Origin of the sequence: Streptomyces cinnamoneus (assembly GCF_014650495.1) — a bacterium.
GTDB classification, from domain to species: Bacteria; Actinomycetota; Actinomycetes; order Streptomycetales; family Streptomycetaceae; genus Streptomyces; species Streptomyces cinnamoneus.
In genome coordinates, this window is sequence record NZ_BMVB01000017.1 from 43,688 (window position 1) to 62,790 (window position 19,103).

15 protein-coding genes and 2 pseudogenes are annotated in these 19,103 nt (G+C 73.7%); 9 read left to right on the top strand and 8 right to left on the bottom strand.

Annotation, left to right across the window (positions count from 1 at the left end):
- The first annotated feature begins 22 nt into the window (after positions 1–22).
- Complete coding sequence (locus tag IE182_RS22295; protein ID WP_190111658.1) at positions 23–1,456, top strand: S28 family serine protease; 1,434 nt, start codon at positions 23–25, stop codon at positions 1,454–1,456.
- Between the two features lie 31 nt (positions 1,457–1,487).
- On the opposite strand, the gene IE182_RS22300 is transcribed toward IE182_RS22295, so the two are convergent.
- Both IE182_RS22300 and IE182_RS22305 read right to left on the bottom strand, forming a co-directional pair.
- Positions 1,488–2,120 (bottom strand): hypothetical protein, encoded by a 633-nt coding sequence (locus IE182_RS22300; RefSeq protein WP_229845018.1) that lies wholly within the window; start codon positions 2,118–2,120, stop codon positions 1,488–1,490.
- A 356-nt stretch (positions 2,121–2,476) separates the two neighbouring features.
- Positions 2,477–3,382, bottom strand: coding sequence for a LysR family transcriptional regulator (locus tag IE182_RS22305; RefSeq protein WP_190111659.1), 906 nt, complete (start codon positions 3,380–3,382; stop codon positions 2,477–2,479).
- A gap of 112 nt (positions 3,383–3,494) precedes the next feature.
- On the opposite strand from IE182_RS22305, the gene IE182_RS22310 reads away from it, so the two are divergent.
- A complete protein-coding gene (locus IE182_RS22310; protein ID WP_190111660.1) occupies positions 3,495–4,469 on the top strand; it encodes an EamA family transporter in 975 nt (324 codons plus the stop codon).
- On the opposite strand, the pseudogene IE182_RS22315 reads toward IE182_RS22310, so the two are convergent.
- A pseudogene (locus IE182_RS22315) lies at positions 4,351–5,133 on the bottom strand (sugar phosphate isomerase/epimerase family protein); the annotation flags it as partial. The gene IE182_RS22310 and the pseudogene IE182_RS22315 overlap by 119 nt on opposite strands.
- Positions 5,134–5,215: 82 nt before the next feature.
- On the opposite strand from IE182_RS22315, the gene IE182_RS22320 reads away from it, so the two are divergent.
- The 5 genes from IE182_RS22320 (at position 5,216) to IE182_RS22340 (ending at position 12,345) form a co-directional block, all read left to right on the top strand.
- The gene (locus tag IE182_RS22320; protein WP_190111661.1) at positions 5,216–6,367 is read left to right on the top strand and encodes a Gfo/Idh/MocA family protein; all 1,152 of its coding nucleotides are present in this window, start codon (positions 5,216–5,218) and stop codon (positions 6,365–6,367) included.
- Positions 6,364–7,518: a dihydrodipicolinate synthase family protein gene (locus IE182_RS22325; protein WP_190111662.1), complete on the top strand. Its 1,155-nt coding sequence runs from the start codon at positions 6,364–6,366 to the stop codon at positions 7,516–7,518. The genes IE182_RS22320 and IE182_RS22325 overlap by 4 nt, the downstream gene beginning before the upstream one ends.
- Positions 7,515–8,348, top strand: a complete 834-nt coding sequence (locus IE182_RS22330; protein WP_190111663.1) for a sugar phosphate isomerase/epimerase family protein — start codon at positions 7,515–7,517, stop codon at positions 8,346–8,348. The genes IE182_RS22325 and IE182_RS22330 overlap by 4 nt, the downstream gene beginning before the upstream one ends.
- Before the next feature lie 303 nt (positions 8,349–8,651).
- Positions 8,652–10,886 (top strand): SF1B family DNA helicase RecD2, encoded by a 2,235-nt coding sequence (gene recD2 / locus IE182_RS22335; protein ID WP_190111664.1) that lies wholly within the window; start codon positions 8,652–8,654, stop codon positions 10,884–10,886.
- A gap of 169 nt (positions 10,887–11,055) precedes the next feature.
- A complete protein-coding gene (locus IE182_RS22340) occupies positions 11,056–12,345 on the top strand; it encodes a citrate synthase (RefSeq protein WP_190111665.1) in 1,290 nt (429 codons plus the stop codon).
- A gap of 450 nt (positions 12,346–12,795) precedes the next feature.
- Here IE182_RS22340 and IE182_RS22345 read toward each other — a convergent pair whose 3' ends face one another.
- The 5 genes from IE182_RS22345 to IE182_RS22365 all read right to left on the bottom strand — a co-directional run bounded on the left by IE182_RS22345 (position 12,796) and on the right by IE182_RS22365 (position 16,652).
- Positions 12,796–13,008, bottom strand: a complete 213-nt coding sequence (locus tag IE182_RS22345) for a heavy-metal-associated domain-containing protein (RefSeq protein WP_190111666.1) — start codon at positions 13,006–13,008, stop codon at positions 12,796–12,798.
- 138 nt (positions 13,009–13,146) lie between these two features.
- On the bottom strand, positions 13,147–13,353 hold the full coding sequence (locus tag IE182_RS22350; protein ID WP_190111667.1) for a helix-turn-helix transcriptional regulator: 207 nt from the start codon (positions 13,351–13,353) through the stop codon (positions 13,147–13,149).
- Between the two features lie 208 nt (positions 13,354–13,561).
- The gene (locus IE182_RS22355) at positions 13,562–14,572 is read right to left on the bottom strand and encodes a Gfo/Idh/MocA family protein (RefSeq protein ID WP_190111721.1); all 1,011 of its coding nucleotides are present in this window, start codon (positions 14,570–14,572) and stop codon (positions 13,562–13,564) included.
- A gap of 4 nt (positions 14,573–14,576) precedes the next feature.
- On the bottom strand, positions 14,577–15,692 hold the full coding sequence (locus IE182_RS22360) for a Gfo/Idh/MocA family protein (protein WP_190111668.1): 1,116 nt from the start codon (positions 15,690–15,692) through the stop codon (positions 14,577–14,579).
- Positions 15,693–15,725: 33 nt separating this feature from the next.
- Positions 15,726–16,652, bottom strand: a complete 927-nt coding sequence (locus IE182_RS22365) for a sugar phosphate isomerase/epimerase family protein (RefSeq protein WP_190111669.1) — start codon at positions 16,650–16,652, stop codon at positions 15,726–15,728.
- Between the two features lie 238 nt (positions 16,653–16,890).
- On the opposite strand from IE182_RS22365, the pseudogene iolC reads away from it, so the two are divergent.
- Positions 16,891–17,973, top strand: a pseudogene (gene iolC, locus IE182_RS22370) (5-dehydro-2-deoxygluconokinase); the annotation flags it as partial.
- 209 nt (positions 17,974–18,182) lie between these two features.
- On the top strand, positions 18,183–19,055 hold the full coding sequence (locus IE182_RS22375; protein WP_190111722.1) for a Cgl0159 family (beta/alpha)8-fold protein: 873 nt from the start codon (positions 18,183–18,185) through the stop codon (positions 19,053–19,055).
- The last annotated feature ends 48 nt before the right edge of the window (positions 19,056–19,103 follow it).

Sequence of the window (19,103 nt, forward strand, 5' to 3'; positions counted from 1 at the left end):
TTGCGAACCCAGGGGAGGGCGCATGCGCAAGGCTGTCAGAGCGCTGCTGGCACTGACCATGTCCATAGGGACGGTCGGTGCCGGCGGCGCGACGGCGGGTGCGGCGACGACCGCCGACACCGTGCCGGACATAAAGCAACGCATCCTGAGCATTCCGGGGATGAGTTTCGTCGAGGAGAAGCCCTACGAGGGCTACCGCTACCTCGTCCTGAACTACAAACAGCCCGTCGACCACCGCAACCCGGCCAAGGGCACCTTCGAGCAGCGCTTCACGCTGCTGCACAAGGCCACGGACCGGCCGACGGTCTTCTTCACCTCCGGCTACAACGTCAGCACCAACCCGTCGCGCAGCGAGCCGACCCGCATCGTCGACGGCAACCAGGTGTCGATGGAGTACCGCTACTTCACCCCGTCGCGGCCCAAGCCCGCCGACTGGTCGAAGCTGGACATCTGGCAGGCCGCCAGCGACCAGCACCGCCTCTTCCAGGCGCTCAAGCCGGTCTACAACAAGAACTGGCTGGCCACCGGCGGCAGCAAGGGCGGCATGACGGCCACCTACTTCCGGCGCTTCTACCCCAACGACATGAACGGCACCGTCGCCTACGTCGCACCCAACGACGTGGTCAACAACGAGGACTCCGCCTACGACCGGTTCTTCGCGGGCGTCGGCGACAAGGCGTGCCGCACGCAGCTGGAGTCCGTGCAGCGCGAGGCGCTGGTGCGCCGCGACGAGATCGTGGCCCGCTACCAGAAGTGGGCCGACGCCAACAAGAAGACGTTCAAGGTCGTCGGCAGCGCCGACAAGGCATACGAGAACGTCGTCCTCGACCTGGTGTGGGCCTTCTGGCAGTACCACCTGCAGAGCGACTGCAAGACCGTCCCGGCGACCAAGGCGTCCACGGACGAGCTCTACAAGTTCATCGACGACATCTCCGGCTTCGAGGCGTACACCGACCAGGGCCTGGAGCAGTTCACGCCGTACTACTACCAGGCGGGCACCGAGCTCGGCGCGCCGACGTTCAGGTCGCCGCACCTGAAGGGCCTGCTGCGGTACCCGGGCATCTACCAGCCGCGCAACTACGTGCCGCGCGACATACCGATGACCTTCCGCAACGGTGCGATGGCGGACGTCGACCGCTGGGTGCGCGAGGACAGCAAGCGCATGCTGTTCGTCTACGGGCAGAACGACCCGTGGAGTGCCGAACCGTTCCGCCTGGGCAAGAACGCCGCGGCCCGGCACGACTTCCGGTTCTACGCGCCGGGCGGCAACCACGGCAGCAAGATCTCCGACCTCGTCGCCGACGAGCGGGCCGTGGCCACCGCCGAGGTCCTGCGCTGGGCGGGCGTCGCCCCCGCGGCCGTGCAGAAGGACGACAAGCACGCCAAGCCGCTGGCGCCGTACGACGCCAAGCTCGACCGCACGCCGGTGGAGAAGCGGAACACCCTGCGGCCGTAACGCCGCGCCCGGCCCCCGGGGCCGGCGCCCTTCAGGGCAGGCGGCGGGCGCACCCCACGGGTGCCCCGCCGCCCACCTGTACGTACAGGTCCGTCTCCGGCGGGCAGTCCTCGCGGACGGGGACCGTCTCCTCCACCCGGAACTCCGGGGCGGGGCCCTGCGCCCCCTCGCAGGCGGTCTCCTTCACCACCCCGCGCCGCTCGGTGTACACGCAGTCGCCCGCGACCGTCAGCGGGCCGCCGCCCCTGCCGGGGTCGCCCGGGTGCGGGGGCCGCAGGTTGCGCATGCAGGCGTAGCCCTCCGGGGCGCTCTCGGACTCCGACGTGCCGGTGTTGACGGCCGTGATGTGCAGGACGAAGTCGGTGGCCTCGGGGCAGCGCGGACCGCCGGCCTGCGGGCCGTAGTGGCGGGCCAGGACGCTCGCGGCGGCCTGCTCGCTCGCGCAGTCCACCTCCTCGTAGGCCGGCCGGCCCCGGCCCGTGCACGAACCTCGGCCCAGGAACGTCGGGCTGTGGCCGGCCCGGGCCGGCGACAGGGCGGCCTCCTCGTCCGGGGCGACGCTCTCCGCGCCGGACCGGGCCGGGGCGTGGCAGCCCGTGAGCGCGCACGCACCGCACAGGACGGCCAACGCGAACAGCGCCTCCGGCAGCGCGCGATGGCGCATGATCTCCCCCAACCGCCGTGCGAGCCTCAAGAGTTACCCGATGGCCACCAGCGCACGCCAGGCGTGCGGAAGGGTGCGCGGAGCGTGGCCGCGCCCCCTGCCGTCGTCCACAGGGCGGTCCGCCGCCGGCGCAGCAGGAGGGAACGCACCGGCGACGGCGTGCTGCCGGCCGCAGGCGGCGGAGAGGACGACCGGCCCCGCGGCCAGCGGCGGGGCCGGCACCGCTCTGCGGACGCGCGGTGCAGCACGGTGCTGTGACGGGCCGCGCGCCGGAGCGGTTCCGCGGGGCCGCGCGCACCGGCCCGTTCGCCGGAGGCGGCGGTGCGGGGCTCCGCAGCCGGGGCCCGGGCGGGGGCTCATCCGGTGCGCCGGGGCCACACGGAACGCAGGTGCCGCACCGTCTCGGTGATCGCCGGCCGGCGCGAGGCACCCGTGCGCCAGTAGGCGAACAGGCGCCGCACGGGGACGGGATCGAGCGCGACCTCCACGACCCCTTCCGGCAGCGGGCCGCGGCCCAGCCTGGGCATCAGGGCGATGCCCAGGCCGGCCGCCACGAGCGCGACCTGGGTGTGGTTCTCGGCCGTCTGGTAGGCGAGGTCCGGCTCGGTGCCCGCCGCCCGCAGCGTGCGCACGAGCCAGTCGTGGCAGACGGTGTCGGCCGGCTGGCAGATCCAGCGCTGGTGCGCCAGGTCCCGGTGGCGCAGCCCCTCCCGGCCGGCCAGCGGGTGCCCCGCCGGCACCAGCAGGTCGCACAGGTCGTCGCCGATCCACACCCGCTCCAGCCCCTCCGGCGCGGGCAACGGGTTGATGTCCCACTCGAAGGTGACCGTCAGGTCCAGGACGCCCTGGGCCACCTGACCGACGGACAGGTGCGGATCGACCTCGATCAGACGTGCGTCCAGGGAGGGGTACTCGCGGCTGAGCCCGGCCAGCGCGCCGGGCAGCAGGCCGCGGGCGGCGGAGGCGAACGCGCCGATGACCAGGCGGCCGGCCGGCACCCCGCGCCGCTCCTCCAGGTCGGTCTCCGCCCGCTCGACCATGGCCAGCAACTCCTGTGCCGTGGCCGCCAGCCGGGCCGCCGCATCGGTCAGCGCCACGCCCCGGCCGCGGCGTTCGAGCAGCGTGGTGCGGGTCTCCCGCTCCAGCTTGGTGATCGACTGCGAGACGGCGGAGGGGGTGTAGCCCAGCGCGTCGGCCGCGGCGCTCACCGAACCGTGCACCGCGACGGCGTGCAGAGCCCGTAGGCGCGACAGGTCCAGCATGTTCTTCCCACCCCCATGCTCCGAGCGCTCCGCGTCGTTTGAGCGCTGCTGAACTCCATCATGAAGAAATGTGTGCTGGTGCTACATGGTCGGCAGCCGTGATGCTCCTCGCATGCGTCCGTTGCACATCGTCCTGGCCGTCCTCATAGCCGCCCTGTGGGGCGTCAACTTCGTCGTCATCGACGCGGGGCTCGACCACTTCCCGCCCCTGCTGTTCTGCGCGTTGCGCTTCCTCGCCGCCGCCCTGCCCGCCGTGTTCTTCGTCGGACGGCCACCGGTGAAGTGGCGGTGGATCATCGGCGTGGGACTGATGCTCGGCGTGGGCAAGTTCGGCCTGCTGTTCATCGGGATGCGGGCCGGCATGCCGGCCGGGCTGTCCTCGCTGGTGCTCCAGATCCAGGCGGTCTTCACCGCCCTGTTCGCGATGGCCGCCCTGGGCGAACGCACCAGCCGGGCCCGGCTGGCCGGCATGGGCGTGGCCCTGGCCGGCATCGTCGTGGCGGCCGTCGACGAGGGCACCTCCGGGTCGCTCCTCGGCTTCGCCCTGGTGGTGGCCGCGGCCGCATTCTGGGGCGTATCGAACGTCCTGACCCGCAAGGCGGCGCCCCCGGACGCGCTGCGCTTCATCGTCTGGGTCAGCTGCGTCCCCGTGCTGCCCCTGCTGCTGCTCTCGCTCCTCTTCGAGGGGCCGGACGCCGACGCCGAGGCGCTCGGCTCGCTCGACTGGACCGGCGTGGGAGCCGTCCTCTTCGTCGCCTGGGTCTCCACCGTCCTGGGCTTCGGCGCCTGGGGCTTCCTGCTGCGCCACTACGACGCCTCCGCCGTCGCCCCCTTCACCCTGCTGGTGCCCGTCTTCGGCATGTCCTCGGCCGCGCTGCTGCTCGGGGAGGACGTGAGCGTGCTGCGCTGGTCCGCGGCGGTGCTGCTGGTGGGCGGCGTCGCCCTCACCTCCCGTGCGGGGCGGCGGCCAGCAGCCCCCGCAGGTACTCGGCCCCCGGCCCCGCCAGTTGCTGGAAATCGGCCGCCTGCGGATGCCAGCGCTTCTCGTACTCCCAGCACAGCCAGCCGTCCCAGCCGGCCCGCGTGAGCGTCCCCACGCAGGCGCCCAGCGGCAGCACCCCCGAGCCCAGCGGCAGCGGCGCCGTCTCCTCCGCCGAGGCGACGTCCTTGACCTGCACGTAGCCCAGATGGGGGGCCAGGGCCGGGAAGCTGGCGGCGGGCTCCTCCCCGCCCCGCCAGGTGTGCAGCACGTCCCAGACCGCGCCCACGCTGCCGTGCCCCACCGGGCCCAGGATGCGCACGGCGTCCTGGGCCCGGCGGTGCGAGTCATGGGTCTCCAGCAGCACCCGCACGCCCGTGTCCGCCGCGAGCGGCGCCACCGTCGCGAGCCGGCGCGCCGCGACCTCGTCGGCCTCCGCCGCCGGCAGGTCCCCGCCGCCGGGGAACACCCGTACGTACGGCGCCCCCAGGTCCGCGGCGAGCCGGACCAGGTCCTCCAGCTCCTTCAGGACCGGCCCGTCGGGCCCGGGTGCGGCCACGCGCGCGTACCCGGCCGCGGCCAGGACCGCCACGCCCGCGTCCGCGAAGGCCAGGGCGGCGGCGGCCCGGCCGGCGGGGGAGAGACCGGGGTGCACCGGTTCCTCCGGATGGGCGCGCAGCTCGACCCCGTCGTAGCCGTACGCGGCCGCCAGCCGCGCCACGTCGGGCAGGGACATCCCGGGCACACCGAGGGTGGAGAACGCCAGCTTCATGCACATCGGTTTCCCCGCATCCCGGCGGGAAATGCCCTTGGTGCCGAAGACGGCCGATCCGACGGCGGGAGGAGACCGGCCGATGACCGTCAGGACCCTGCGCATCGCCATGAACGGCGTCACCGGCCGTATGGGCCACCGCCAGCACCTCGTCCGCTCCGTCCTCGCCCTGCGCGAGCAGGGCGGCGTCGACGCCGGCGACGGCACCGTGCTGTGGCCCGAGCCCGTGCTCGTCGGGCGGGACGGGCCCCGGCTCAAGGCGCTCGCCGCCCGCCACAAGATCGCGCACTGGTCCACCGACCTCGACACCGTCCTCGCCGACCCGGCCGTCGACGTCTACTTCGACGCACAGGTCACCGCCGCCCGCGAGGCGGCCCTGCGCAGGGCCATCGCGGCGGGCAAGCACGTGTACTGCGAGAAGCCCACCGCCACCGGCCTCGCGGGCGCGCTCGCCCTGGCCCGGCTCGCACAGGAGGCCGGGGTGCGGCACGGCGTCGTGCAGGACAAGCTCTTCCTGCCGGGCCTGCGCAAGCTGAAGCGGCTCGCCGACAGCGGCTTCTTCGGGCGCGTGCTCGCCGTGCGCGGCGAGTTCGGCTACTGGGTCCACGAGGGCGACCGGCGGCCCGCCCAGCGGCCCTCGTGGAACTACCGCGCCGAGGACGGCGGCGGCATAGCGGCCGACATGTTCCCCCACTGGGAGTACGTCCTGCGCGAGCTGTGCGGGCCCGTACGGGCCGTCCAGGCACGACTGGCCACCCACATTCCGCGCCGCTGGGACGAACAGGGCGACGCCTACGAGGCGACCGCCGACGACGCGGCCTACGCAGTCCTCGAACTGCAGGGCGGCGCCATCGCCCAGTTCAACTCCTCCTGGGCCGTACGGGTGCACCGGGACGAGCTGCTGGAGCTGCAGATCGACGGGACCGAAGGCTCGGCCGTCGCCGGGCTGTGGCGCTGCCGCGCCCAGCACCGCACGGCCACCCCCCGGCCCGTGTGGGACCCCGACGCCCCCGCCCGCGAGGACTTCCGCGCCCAATGGCACGAGGTGCCCGGCGACGGCCGGGACGACAACGCCTTCAAGGCGCAGTGGGAGCTGTTCCTGCGCCACGTGGTCCTCGGCGGGCCCTGGCGCTTCGACCTGTTCGCGGGCGCCCGCGGGGTGCAGCTGGCCGAGCTCGCCCGCCGCTCCTCCGCAGAGGGGCGCCGGCTGACCGTGCCGGAGGCGACGCCGTGATCCGGCTGCCGGACGCCACCGGGGCGCTGCGCCCCTACGAGCCCCGGCGGACGGCGGCGCCCCTGCCGCCGGGACCGCCGCCCGCGAGCCGGACGCTCTTCGCGGCGGCCCACGTCGTCGCCGACCCCTTCGGCAACACCACCCCCTACGGCCCCGCCGGCCTCGACTGGGAGGCCACCCTCGCCTTCCGTCGTCACCTGTGGGCGCACGGACTGGGCGTGGCCGAGGCCATGGACACCGCCCAGCGCGGCACGGGGCTGGACTGGCCGGCCGCGGCCGAGCTGATCCGGCGCTCCGCCGCCGAGGCACGGGCCGTGGGCGGCCGCCTGGTGTGCGGGGCCGGCACGGACCAGCTGACGCCGCCGTACGGGCGTCTGGAGGCCGTGACCGCGGCCTACGAGGAGCAGCTGGCGGTCGTGGAGGCGGCGGGCGCCCGGGCCGTCCTGATGGGCTCCCGCGCCCTGGCGGCCCTCGCCACGGGACCGGAGCACTACGAGGAGGTGTACGGGCGGCTGCTGCGCCAGACGGCCGCGCCCGTGATCCTCCACTGGCTCGGCCCGGTGTTCGACCCCGCCCTGGAGGGCTACTGGGGCAGCACCGACGTCGACGCCGCCACCGGCACGCTGCTGCGGATCGTCGCCGCCCATGCGGACAAGGTCGACGGCGTGAAGGTGTCGCTGCTGGACGCCGGGCACGAGCGGGCGCTGCGGCGCCGGCTGCCGCCCGGCGTGCGGTGCTACACGGGCGACGACCTCCACTACCCCGGCCTCGTCGAGGGCGACGGGCACGGCCACAGCGACGCCCTGCTGGGGGTCCTCGACCCCCTGGGGCCGCTGGCCGCCCACGCCGTGCGGCGCCTGGACCACGGTGACCTGCCAGGCTTCCGGGCCCTGCTGGACCCCACCGTCGAGCTGGCCCGGCACCTCTTCGCGCCGCCGACGCGCTGCTACAAGACGGGCATCGTCCTGCTGGCCTGGCTCGCCGGCCACCAGGGGCACTTCGCCATGGCCGGCGGACTGCACGCCGCCCGCCCGCTGCCGCACCTGGCGCGCGCCTACGAACTGGCCGACGCCCTCGGTCTGTTCCCCGACCCCGGGGCGGCGGAGTCCCGCATGGCCGCCCTGCTGGCCGTCCACGGGGTGGAACGGTGACGACGGGCCTGGAGCGGTTCAGCCTCAACCAGCAGACGGTGCGCCAGTGGTCGCTGCCCGAGCTCGTGGCGGGCTGCGCGGCCGCCGGGGTGCGGGCCGTGGGGCTGTGGCGGGAGCCCGTGCGGGCGTACGGCACCGCGGCGGCCGCCCGGCTCGTGCGCGGCGCCGGACTGACCGTCAGCAGCCTGTGCCGGGGCGGCTTCCTCACCGCGGCCGACCCGGCGGGCCGGGCCGCCGCCCTGGCCGGCAACCGGGCCGCCGTCGAGGAGGCGGCCGCCCTCGGCACGGCCACCCTCGTGCTCGTCTCCGGCGGGCTGCCGCCGGGCAGCCGCGACCTGCGCGGCGCCCGGGAACGGGTCGCCGACGCCCTCGCCGAGCTGGCCCCCTACGCGGCCGGGCACGGGGTGCGGCTGGCGATCGAGCCGCTGCACCCGATGTTCGCCTCCGACCGCTGCGTGGTCTCCACCCTCGGTCAGGCCCTCGGCCTCGCCGGGCGCTTCCCCGCGGAGGAGGTGGGCGTGGTCGTGGACACCTACCACCTGTGGTGGGACGACACGGTCGCCGGACAGCTCGCCCGGGCGGGGCGGGACGGCCGCATCGCGGCCTTCCAGCTCGCCGACTGGGTCACTCCGCTGCCCGAGGGGGTCCTGCTGGGCCGGGGCCAGCTGGGGGAGGGGTGCGTGGACCTGCGGTGGTTCCGGGAGCGGCTCGACGCGGCGGGCTACGCGGGCCCCGCCGAAGTGGAGATCTTCAACCCGGCGCTGTGGCGGCGGCCGGGCGCGGAGGTGCTGGACGAGGTGCTGGAGCGCTACCGCGCGCACGTGCTGTGAACGGACGTTCCCTACAGTAGGTAAAGGAATGGTAACGCCTCGGAATCACTGCAACCCTTCGGCGGTCTGGAGGGTCGTTATGGACATCAGGCTTCCTGGGGAGGGATCCGGGGGGATTCGGAGGAAGCCGGTTCCGGGGGGAACGCGAGGGGCTCGGTCGTCGGACCGGGCCCCTCGAATCATGTGTGCCGCTCATGTGCGCCGCCGTGGGACACCCTCCGCGCCATCGCGCGGGCGCCAAGCGGAATCTCGGCCATCCACAGGCCCGAACGCCCTGTCGGACCCCGGCGGTACCGTCGGGGCATGGTGCAACTGGCTGTGGTCGAAGGGGTCCTCGAACGGATCACCTACGCCAACGAGGAGAGCGGGTACACGGTCGCCCGCGTCGACACCGGCCGTGGCGGCGGGGACCTCCTGACGGTGGTCGGCTCGCTCCTCGGCGCCCAGCCGGGCGAGTCGCTGCGCCTGGAGGGCCGTTGGGGCTCCCACCCGCAGTACGGGCGGCAGTTCACCGTGGAGAACTACACGACGGTCCTTCCCGCCACCATCCAGGGCATCCGCCGCTACCTGGGCTCCGGCCTGATCAAGGGCGTCGGCCCGCGCATCGCCGACCGCATCGTCACCCACTTCGGCACCGACACCCTCGACGTCATCGAGCAGGCACCCGGGCGCCTGATCGAGGTCCCCGGGCTCGGCCCCAAGCGCACCAAGTCCATCGGCGCCGCCTGGGAGGAGCAGAAGGCCATCAAGGAGGTGATGCTCTTCCTGCAGGGCGTCGGCGTCTCCACCTCCATCGCCGTGCGCATCTACAAGAAGTACGGCGACGCCTCCATCTCCGTCACCCGCAACCACCCCTACCGGCTGGCCGCCGACGTCTGGGGCATCGGCTTCCTCACCGCCGACCGCATCGCCCAGTCCGTCGGCATCCCGCACGACAGCCCCGAACGTGTGAAGGCGGGCCTGCAGTACGCCCTGTCCCAGTCCACCGACCAGGGCCACTGCTTCCTGCCCGAGGAGCGGCTGATCGCCGACGCGGTGAAGCTGCTGCAGGTCGACACCGGCCTCGTCATCGACTGCCTCGCCGAGCTGGCCGCACCGGGCGGCGACGGCGAGGACGAGCCGGGAGTGGTCCGCGAGCAGGTTCCCGGGCCGGACGGCGGGGAGCCGGTCACGGCCGTCTACCTCGTCCCCTTCCACCGCGCGGAGCTCTCCCTCGCCGGGCAGTTGACCCGGTTGCTGCGCACCCAGGACGACCGGCTGGCTGCCTTCCGGGACGTCGACTGGGGCAAGGCCCTGCACTGGCTCGCCGGCCGGACGGGCGCGGAGCTCGCGCCCGAGCAGCAGGAGGCCGTCCGGCTCGCCCTCACCAGCAAGGTCGCGGTCCTCACCGGCGGGCCGGGCTGCGGCAAGTCCTTCACCGTGCGGTCGGTGGTCGAGCTGGCCCGGGCGAAGAAGGCCAAGGTCGTGCTCGCGGCGCCCACGGGGCGGGCCGCCAAGCGCCTGTCCGAGCTCACCGGAGCCGACGCCTCCACCGTCCACCGGCTGCTGGAGCTGAGACCCGGCGGTGACGCCGCCTACGACCGCGACCGGCCGCTGGATGCCGACCTGGTGGTGGTCGACGAGGCGTCCATGCTCGACCTGCTGCTGGCCAACAAGCTGGTCAAGGCCGTCGCGCCGGGCGCCCACCTGCTGCTCGTCGGGGACGTGGACCAGCTGCCGTCGGTGGGCGCGGGCGAGGTGCTGCGCGACCTCCTCGCCCCGGGCAGCCCCGTTCCGGCCGTCCGGCTCACACGAATCTTCCGGCAGGCCCAGCAGTCCGGCGTGGTGACGAATGCACACCGCATCAACTCCGGGGTGCCGCCCATCACTCAGGGGATGAAGGATTTCTATCTCTTCGCCGAGGAGGACACCGAAGAGGCGGGCCGGCTGACCGTGGACGTGGCCGCCCGGCGCATCCCCGCCACCTTCGGACTCGACCCGCGGCGTGACGTGCAGGTGCTGGCGCCCATGCACCGCGGCCCGGCGGGGGCGGGAACGCTCAACGGGCTGTTGCAGCAGGCGATCACGCCCGCCCGGCCCGACCTGGCCGAGCGGCGCTTCGGCGGCCGGGTGTTCCGGGTCGGCGACAAGGTCACCCAGATCCGCAACAACTACGAGAAGGGGCAGAACGGAGTCTTCAACGGCACGGTGGGCGTGGTCACGGCGCTGGACGCCGTCGAGCAGCGGCTGACCGTGCGCACCGACGAGGACGAGGAGGTGGGCTACGACTTCGACGAGCTGGACGAGCTCGCCCACGCCTACGCCGTGACCATCCACCGCTCGCAGGGCAGCGAGTATCCGGCGGTGGTGATCCCCGTCACCACGGGTGCCTGGATGATGCTGCAGCGCAATCTTCTCTATACGGCCGTTACCAGGGCGAAGCGCCTCGTGGTGCTGGTCGGGTCCCGGCGTGCGCTGGCGCAGGCGGTGCGGACGGTGTCGGCGGGCAGGCGCTGCACGGCGCTGGATCACCGCCTCGGAGGTGGCATTCGTCTCTGAGCGGTTTACCAATCCGGGCGAAGGGGGCAGGATGGGCAGGCTGGACGGCACTCAGTGCCGTCTTTAGGCCCTATGGCCGACCCCGAGTGCACGTACATCGTCCAAATGGGGGAAGGTAGGGGTAGTCAGGGCACCTCGAAGAAGAGGCACAACGTCGGTGAGGGATGACGTGAGCGACAACTCTGTAGTACTGCGGTACGGGGACGGCGAATACACCTACCCGGTGGTCGACAGCACCGTCGGCGACAAGGGCTTCGATATCGGCAAGCTCCGTGCGCAGACCGGTCTGGTGACCCTGGACTCCGGCTACGGCAACACCGCCGCCTACAAGTCCGCGATCACCTACCTCGACGGCGAGCAGGGCATCCTGCGCTACCGCGGCTACCCGATCGAGCAGCTCGCCGAGCGCAGCTCGTTCCTGGAGACGGCGTTCCTGCTGATCAACGGTGAGCTGCCGACCGTCGACGAGCTGGCGGCGTTCAAGGGTGAGATCACCCAGCACACGCTGCTGCACGAGGACGTCAAGCGGTTCTACGACGGCTTCCCGCGCGACGCCCACCCCATGGCCATGCTGTCGTCCGTCGTCAGCGCGCTGTCCACCTTCTACCAGGACAGCCACAACCCGTTCGACGAGAAGCAGCGCCACCTCTCCACGATCAGGCTGCTCGCCAAGCTGCCGACGATCGCGGCCTACGCGTACAAGAAGTCGATCGGTCACCCGGTCGTCTACCCGCGCAACGACCTCGGCTACGTCGAGAACTTCCTGCGCATGACCTTCTCGGTGCCCGCCGCGGAGTACGAGCTGGACCCGGTCGTCGTCAGCGCCCTGGACAAGCTGCTGATCCTGCACGCCGACCACGAGCAGAACTGCTCCACCTCGACCGTGCGCCTGGTCGGCTCCTCGCAGGCGAACATGTTCGCCTCGATCTCCGCGGGCATCAGCGCCCTGTGGGGCCCGCTGCACGGTGGCGCCAACCAGTCGGTGCTGGAGATGCTGGAGGGCATCCAGGCCAACGGCGGCGACGTCGACTCCTTCATCCGCAAGGTGAAGAACAAGGAGGACGGCGTCCGCCTGATGGGCTTCGGCCACCGCGTCTACAAGAGCTTCGACCCCCGGGCGAAGATCATCAAGGCGGCGGCGCACGACGTCCTCTCGGCGCTCGGCAAGTCCGACGAGCTGCTGGACATCGCGCTGAAGCTGGAGGAGCACGCGCTCTCCGACGACTACTTCGTCTCGCGCAACCTCTACCCCAACGTGGACTTCTACACCGGTCTGATCTACCGGGCGATGGGCTTCCCGACCGAGATGTTCACCGTGCTCTTCGCACTCGGCCGGCTCCCCGGCTGGATCGCCCAGTGGCACGAGATGATCAAGGAGCCCGGCTCCCGCATCGGCCGCCCGCGCCAGATCTACACGGGCGTCGTCGAGCGCGACTTCGTGCCGGTCGAGCAGCGCTGACCCCGGCGCAGCCCCTCCTGTAACAGCGGCGCCCCGCACCGTCACCGGTGCGGGGCGCCGTCGTGTGTCCGCGGCCGCACACGCGGGCACTGCGTACGTGTAGGCACCAAGTGAAAAGCGCCCCGGCTCCGATCCCCCCACGGGTCGGAGCGAGGCGCTTTCCTGTCCCGGCGCGGATTCCCCCCACGGGATCCGGCCAGGAGCGGACGGACGCGATCTGCCGGGACGCGTACGTACGGGAGGGCCGCTCAAAGCTCCCCGGGTACGTGCCCCGGCCACGCGTGGCCGGTCCGTCCCCCAAGACGATCCAGCACTGCCTGGTTAGACCAATGTCCCCCCGGGATGGTTACCTCCCAATCCCTGTGATCTAGGTCTCGCGGAGCAACGGGGCGTAAAAGGGCAAGACCCTACTTGTGGGGATTGCGTGAAGAAAGGCCCGGCCCGGACGGCTCAGACGCGGCCGGTGAGCTCGTATCCGGCCTCGTCCACGGCGGCGCGCACGGCCTCGTCGTCCAGCGGTGCGGCGGAGGCCACGGTGACCAGGCCCGTGGCGGCCACGGCCGCGACCGAGGTCACGCCGGCGAGTGCGGAGACCTCTTCGGTGACCGCGGACTCGCAGTGGCCGCAGGTCATGCCGGTCACCTTGTAGACGGTGGTGGTCATGGGCGTACTCCTCGGGAAGCGTCGTGCTCGTGCCTTCTGGCACGCCACAGCACTGTACCCCCCGGGGGTATTCCCCGGGGGGTGAAGGGCAGGGATTGAAGGTTTCTTCTGACGGGGGAGCGGGTCCGGGGAGAAGGGTCAGGACCGGCTGCGTGCGCGCCCGTTGCGGCCGGGCCGCTGGGTCACCCAGGTCCGGATGGTGTCGGCGAACCAGTAGGGTCTGCCGCCCTCGGTGAGGTCGGGGGAGGGGAGCAGCCCGTGCTTGCGGTACGAGCGCACGGTGTCGGTCTGCACACCGATGTGCGCGGCGATCTCCTTGTAGGACCAGAGTCGACGGTCGGCCATCTCTCGCGCCTCTCCGCTGCGCCGCAGCCACGGAGGGGGTCCGTTGGGGGAGCTGCGGCGCGGCCGTTCTCGACCGCAAGCCTGTCCCCGGGCCACGACGGAGAGTGACCGCGACGGCGGTCTGTCGGGTTTCTGTGACGGAAGCCCGGCGCGAGTGTGACGACCGTTACACGGGAGTGACGCAGTGACGCCGCGTCGGCGGCGGTTTTCAGCCCACCTCGGCGACCCGTACCGGGCGGTTCTCCCGGCGCGAGAGCTCGCACGCCTCCGCCACCAGCAGGGCCCGCAGCCCCTCCTCGCCGGGGCAGGGGTTCTCCGCCTCGCCCCGCACGGCCCGGACGAACGCCGCCAGCTCCGCGCGGTAGGCGTCCGCGAACCGCTCCAGGAAGCCGGGCCAGGGCCGTTCGGGCGCCGCGGGGCCGTCCGGCTCGGCCGAGGTCACGGGCGTCCGCCCGGCGAGCCCGACGGCCCACTGGTCGCGCTCGCCCGACAGCTCCATCCGCACGTCGTAGCCGGCGCCGTTGTAACGGGTCGCGGTGGCCGTGGCGAGCGTGCCGTCGTCGAGGGTGAGCAGCGCGGCGGCGGTGTCCACGTCGCCCGCCTCCCGGAAGAAGGCCGCGCCGCCGTTGGAGCCCCGCGCGTACACCTCCACCACCTCACGCCCCGTCAGCCACCGCAGGGTGTCGACGTCGTGGACCATGCAGTCGCGGATCAGGCCGCCGGACAGCGGCACGAAGGCGGCCGGTGGCGGCACGGCGTCGGAGTTCACGCACCGGATGGTGTGCACGCGCCCCAGCACACCCGCCCGCAGCGCCTCGCGCGCCGCCCGGAAGCCGGCGTCGAAGCGCCGCTGGAAGCCGATCTGCAGCAGGATGCCCGCCGCCCCGGCCTCGCGCAGCGCGGCGCGGGTGCCCGCCGGGTCCAGCGCCACGGGCTTCTCGCAGAACACGGGCAGGCCGGCCCGGGCCGCCCGGGTGATCAGCTCCGCGTGCGCGGCGGTGGCGGTGGCGATGACCACCGCGTCGCTCGCCGCGAGCACCTCCTGCGCCGAAGCGGCGGTGCGGACCTCCGCGGGGGACGCGGCCAGGGACGCGGCCAGGGCGGTGGCCCGGGCGGGGTCGGCGTCGGCGATCACCAGCTCTCCGACGTCCCCGGCGGCGGCCAGCGTGCGGGCGTGGAACGAGCCGATGCGGCCGGCGCCCAGCACGCCGACCCGCAGGCGGTCACCGGCCATGGTGCGCGCCCGCCGTCGTCCCGCTCGCCTTCGCCCCGCCCGCCTTCGTGTCATCCGCCGTCAGCTCCTCGGCCGTTGCCTCGTCGGCCGCGTAGAGGCCGGGCCGTTCGGTGAGGGTGACCGGTGTGCGCAGGCCCGTCTCCTGGGCCCGGACGCCCGCCTCGCAGACGGCGGCGGCCGCGTAGCCGTCCCAGGCGCTCGGCCCCACGGTCTCGCCGCGCCGCGTGGCGTCGACCCACGTCTGCAGCTGACGGTCGTAGGCGTCCCGGAAGCGCACCACGTAGTCCTGCGCGATCTCCCCGCCCCACCGGCCGGCGGCGTTGACGTACAGCCCGTGCGCATCGCCGGCCCGGGCGGTGCCGCGCTCGCCGACGGCCTCGCAGCGCACCTGGTAGCCGAAGCCGCAGTTGACGAAGATCTCGACGTCCACGACCGCGCCGCCCGAGGTCTCCAGGAGGACGAGCTGCGGGTCGCTCAGCCCTGCGGGCGCGTCGCCCGAGGGGGCCGGCCGCAGGACGGTGACGGCCGTGATCTCCTGGCCCAGCAGCCAGCGGGTCACGTCGATCTCGTGCACCACCGAGTCGTTGATCGTCATCCGGCTGGTGAAGCCCGGTGGCGTGGAGGCGTTGCGGTGCGTGCAGTGCAGCATCAGCGCCCGGCCGAGCCCGCCGCCGTCCAGCAGCGCCTTCAGCTGCCGGAACTCGGCGTCGTAGCGCCGCATGAAGCCCACCTGCACCCGCCGGTGACCCAGCCGGGTCTCCGCCTGGACCACCCGCAGGGCGGAGGCGGCGTCCGGGGTGAGCGGCTTCTCGCACAGCACCGGCAGGTCGTGCTCGAACGCCGCCAGCAGCGCGGCCTCGTGGGCCGGGCCGGGGGAGGCGACGAGCACGGCGTCGACGTCGGCGGAGGCCATGGCGGCGGCGGGGTCGGTCCACGCGGTGCACCCCGGGACGCGGGCGGCCACCGCCTCGGCGCGGGCGGCGTCGATGTCCACCACGGCGCTCACCCGGGCGCCGCTGACGACCTCGTCGAGGCGCCGGACGTGGTCCGAGCCCATCCGGCCGGTGCCGATCACGGCCACGCCCAGGGTTCCGTTGTGCGTCATTGCTCGTTCCTCGAAGGCTCGTTTCCGCTGGGGCTAGGCGCCGCAGGAGCGCAGGAAGGCGCGGGTGCGCCGGGCGATGGGCAGTGGCCGGTCGGGCGGGCAGGGGTACATGTCCTGCTCGACGATGGCGAACAGGTCCACGCCCAGTCCCTGTGCGGCCGCCAGCACGGGCTCCAGCGCCGGGACGCCGCGCGGCGGTTCGCACATCACGCCCCGCTGCACGGCCGGGCCGAAGGGAAGGCCCTGCCCGAGCACGTCGGACAGGACCGCCGGGTCCACCTGCTTGAGGTGGAGGTAGTCGATCCGTTCCCCGTAGGTCTTGATGAGCTTGACGCTGTCGCCGCCGCAGTAGGCGTAGTGGCCGGTGTCCAGGCAGAGGTTGACCAGGCCGGGGTCGGTGGCGTCGAGGAAGCGTTCGACGTGCGCCTCGGTGTCGATGTGGGTGTCGGCGTGCGGGTGGACGGCGATGGACAGCCCGTACGTGCCCAGGACCCGCTCGGCCAGCCGCTCCATGCCGGTGTTGAGGTGGCGCCACTGCTCGGCGGTCAGCTCCGGGCTCTCGATGAGCTCCGCCGTCCGGTCGTCGCGCCAGAAGGACGGGATGACGACCAGGTGGTGCGCGCCCATCGCCCGCGTCAGCGCCGCGACGCGAGACACCTGTTCCCAGGTCTCCTCCCAGACGGCGGGGCCGCGGTGCAGGGCGGTGAAGACCGTGCCCGCGGAGACCCGCAGGCCGCGGCGGCCGGTCTCGTCGCGCAGCCGGGCGGGGTCGGTGGGCAGATAGCCGTACGGGCCCAGCTCGATCCACTCGTAGCCGGCCTCCGCGACCTCGTCCAGGAAGCGCTCCCAGGGGACCTGGGCCGGGTCGTCGGCGAACCAGACGCCCCACGAATCCGGCGCGGAGCCCACGCGGATGCGGTCCAGAGCGGGAGCAAGGGGCGGTCGGGCGGCGGCGTCCATGCGGCGGCTCTCCTCTCGCCGGTCGGCAGTGACCGGGCAAGGGCTGGGGATGCCCGTAGCTTCCTGGCTGGGCAGGGGAGTGTCAAGGCTTCGTCCGGACATATGGACGTAACGTCAATCCTCCCTCGGAGACGCCCTGATGTGGCGACGTCCGTATGTAAGGACAAATGCTTGACATGGCTGTGCGCGCCCGGCTAGACCTGAGCCCGGAGCGAGCCGAAGCGCGGAGGGGAAGACCATGACCGGTCCCTACGACCTCATCACCATGGGCCGGCTCGGGGTGGACCTCTATCCGCTGCGGACCGGGGTGCCGCTGGGCGAGGCCGAGACCTTCGGGAGGTTCCTCGGCGGATCGGCCGCCAACGTGGCCGTCGCCGCGGCCCGGCTGGGCCGCCGCACCGCCCTGATCAGCCGCACCGGCGACGACCCGTTCGGCGGCTTCCTGCACCGGGCGTTGCGCGACTTCGGCGTGGACGACCGCTGGGTGACGCCCGTGGCCGCCTATCCCACGCCCCTGACCTTCTGCGAGATGCATCCCCCGGACCACTTCCCGCTGTACTTCTACCGCCGGCCCAAGGCGCCGGACCTGGAGATCCACGCCCACGAGCTGGACCTGGACGCGGTACGGGCCGCCCGCGTCTTCTGGATGACCGGCACGGGCCTGAGCGAGGAGCCCAGCCGCGGCGCGACGCTCGCCGCGCTCGCGGCGCGGTCGCGGAGGGCGGTCACCGTCTTCGACCTCGACTGGCGGCCGGTGTTCTGGGACGCCGCGGGCGGCGCGGCCGCCGCCCGCCCGCACTACGCGGCCGCCCTCGCCCACGCCACCGTGGCGGTGGGCAACGCCGAGGAGTGCGAGGTCGCCACCGGGGAGCGCGAGCCGCACGCGGCGGCGCGGGCCCTGCTGGCCGCGGGCGTGGAGCTCGCCGTCGTCAAACAGGGGCCCGAGGGCGTGCTCGCCGTCCACCGCGACGGCACCGCCGTGCGGGTACCGCCGGTGGAGGTGGAGGTCGTCAACGGCCTCGGCGCCGGCGACGCCTTCGGCGGCGCCCTCTGCCACGGCCTCCTCGCGGGCTGGGACCTGCCCCGGACCGTGCGCTACGCCAACGCGGCGGGCGCGATCGTGGCGTCGCGCCTGGCGTGCTCGTCGGCGATGCCGGACCGCGACGAGGTCGCGGAGGTACTGAGGGGAGGGGGAGCGACGGCTGCCGGCGGCCCCCCCGGCCCCGGTACGGGGGCGTCCGACGACACCGGACCGCGCCCGGGCCCGGGCACCGGCCCGGGGGCCGTCCCTGGTGACGGTCCCGGGCCCGGGGCCGGATCGGCTGCCGGCGGCGCGAGTGCCGGTGATGCCGCGAGCGCCGGCGCCCCCACCGGTCCCCATACGGGTGCGGGGGCGTCCGACGACACCGGACCGCGCCCGGGGGTGACGCCTGGCCCGGCCACCGGCCTCGGGGCCGTACCGGATGCCGGCCCCGCTCCCGGCAGCCCCCTCGCAGGGCGTCGGCCGGTCGGGGGTGGCGCGTGAAGGGGGTGCGTATCGGGGAGTTGACCGGGGTGCGCAGTCGGCATCCGGAGGCCATCGGTGAGGCCGCCGCGCGGCGGGTGCGGCGGCCGCTCGTCGGGGACAGCGGGCGGCTCATGATCGTCGCCGCCGACCACACCGCGCGCGGCGCCCTCGACGTCGCCGGGCGGAGCCTCGCCATGGCCAACCGCGCCGACCTCCTGGAGCGGCTCTGCCGCGCCCTCGCGCGCCCCGGTGTGGACGGCGTGCTCGCCACCGCCGACATCCTCGACGACCTGCTGCTGCTCGGCGCGCTGGAGAACAAGGTCGTCATGGGCTCCATGAACCGCGGCGGTCTCTTCGGCGCCTCCTTCGAGATGGACGACCGCTTCACCGGCCCCCGCGCGGACGACCTCGTCCGGCGCGGCTTCGACGCCGGCAAGCTGCTGCTGCGCATCGACTACGACGACCCCGGCTCGCTGACCACCATGGAGTCCGCGGCGCGCGCCATCGACGAGATGGCCGCCCGGCGGCTGCCGGTGTTCGTCGAGCCGTTCCTGTCCCGGCGCGTCGACGGGACGGTCCGCAACGACCTCGGCCCGGAAGCCGTCACCACGTCCATCGCCATCGCCTCCGGGCTCGGCGCCACGTCCGCGTACACCTGGCTCAAAGTGCCCGTCACCCAGGACGCCGAGGACATGGCGCGGGTGATGGAGACCTCGACCCTGCCGGCGGTGCTGCTCGGCGGCGACGTGGGGGACGACCAGGAGGCGGCCTACGAGCGGTGGCGGGCGGCGCTGCGGCTGCCGACCGTTCAGGGGCTGGTGGTGGGGCGGGCGTTGCTGTACCCGCCGGACGGGGACGTCGAAGCGGCCGTGGACACGGCCGTGGGGCTGCTGTGACGTGCGCCGGCGCCCCGGGCCCGGCCGGCCCCCAGCCGGGGCCGGGGC

Excerpts from the sequence above, each read along its gene's own strand:
- IE182_RS22345 (WP_190111666.1), bottom strand. The coding sequence starts at position 13,008 with ATGACCACCACCGTCTACAAGGTGACCGGCATGACCTGCGGCCACTGC.
- IE182_RS22320 (WP_190111661.1), top strand. The coding sequence starts at position 5,216 with ATGACCGTCAGGACCCTGCGCATCGCCATGAACGGCGTCACCGGCCGT.
- IE182_RS22300 (WP_229845018.1), bottom strand. The coding sequence starts at position 2,120 with ATGCGCCATCGCGCGCTGCCGGAGGCGCTGTTCGCGTTGGCCGTCCTG.
- IE182_RS22360 (WP_190111668.1), bottom strand. The coding sequence starts at position 15,692 with ATGACGCACAACGGAACCCTGGGCGTGGCCGTGATCGGCACCGGCCGG.
- recD2 (WP_190111664.1), top strand. The coding sequence starts at position 8,652 with ATGGTGCAACTGGCTGTGGTCGAAGGGGTCCTCGAACGGATCACCTAC.
- IE182_RS22365 (WP_190111669.1), bottom strand. The coding sequence starts at position 16,652 with ATGGACGCCGCCGCCCGACCGCCCCTTGCTCCCGCTCTGGACCGCATC.
- IE182_RS22350 (WP_190111667.1), bottom strand. The coding sequence starts at position 13,353 with ATGGCCGACCGTCGACTCTGGTCCTACAAGGAGATCGCCGCGCACATC.
- IE182_RS22305 (WP_190111659.1), bottom strand. The coding sequence starts at position 3,382 with ATGCTGGACCTGTCGCGCCTACGGGCTCTGCACGCCGTCGCGGTGCAC.
- IE182_RS22310 (WP_190111660.1), top strand. The coding sequence starts at position 3,495 with ATGCGTCCGTTGCACATCGTCCTGGCCGTCCTCATAGCCGCCCTGTGG.
- IE182_RS22295 (WP_190111658.1), top strand. The coding sequence starts at position 23 with ATGCGCAAGGCTGTCAGAGCGCTGCTGGCACTGACCATGTCCATAGGG.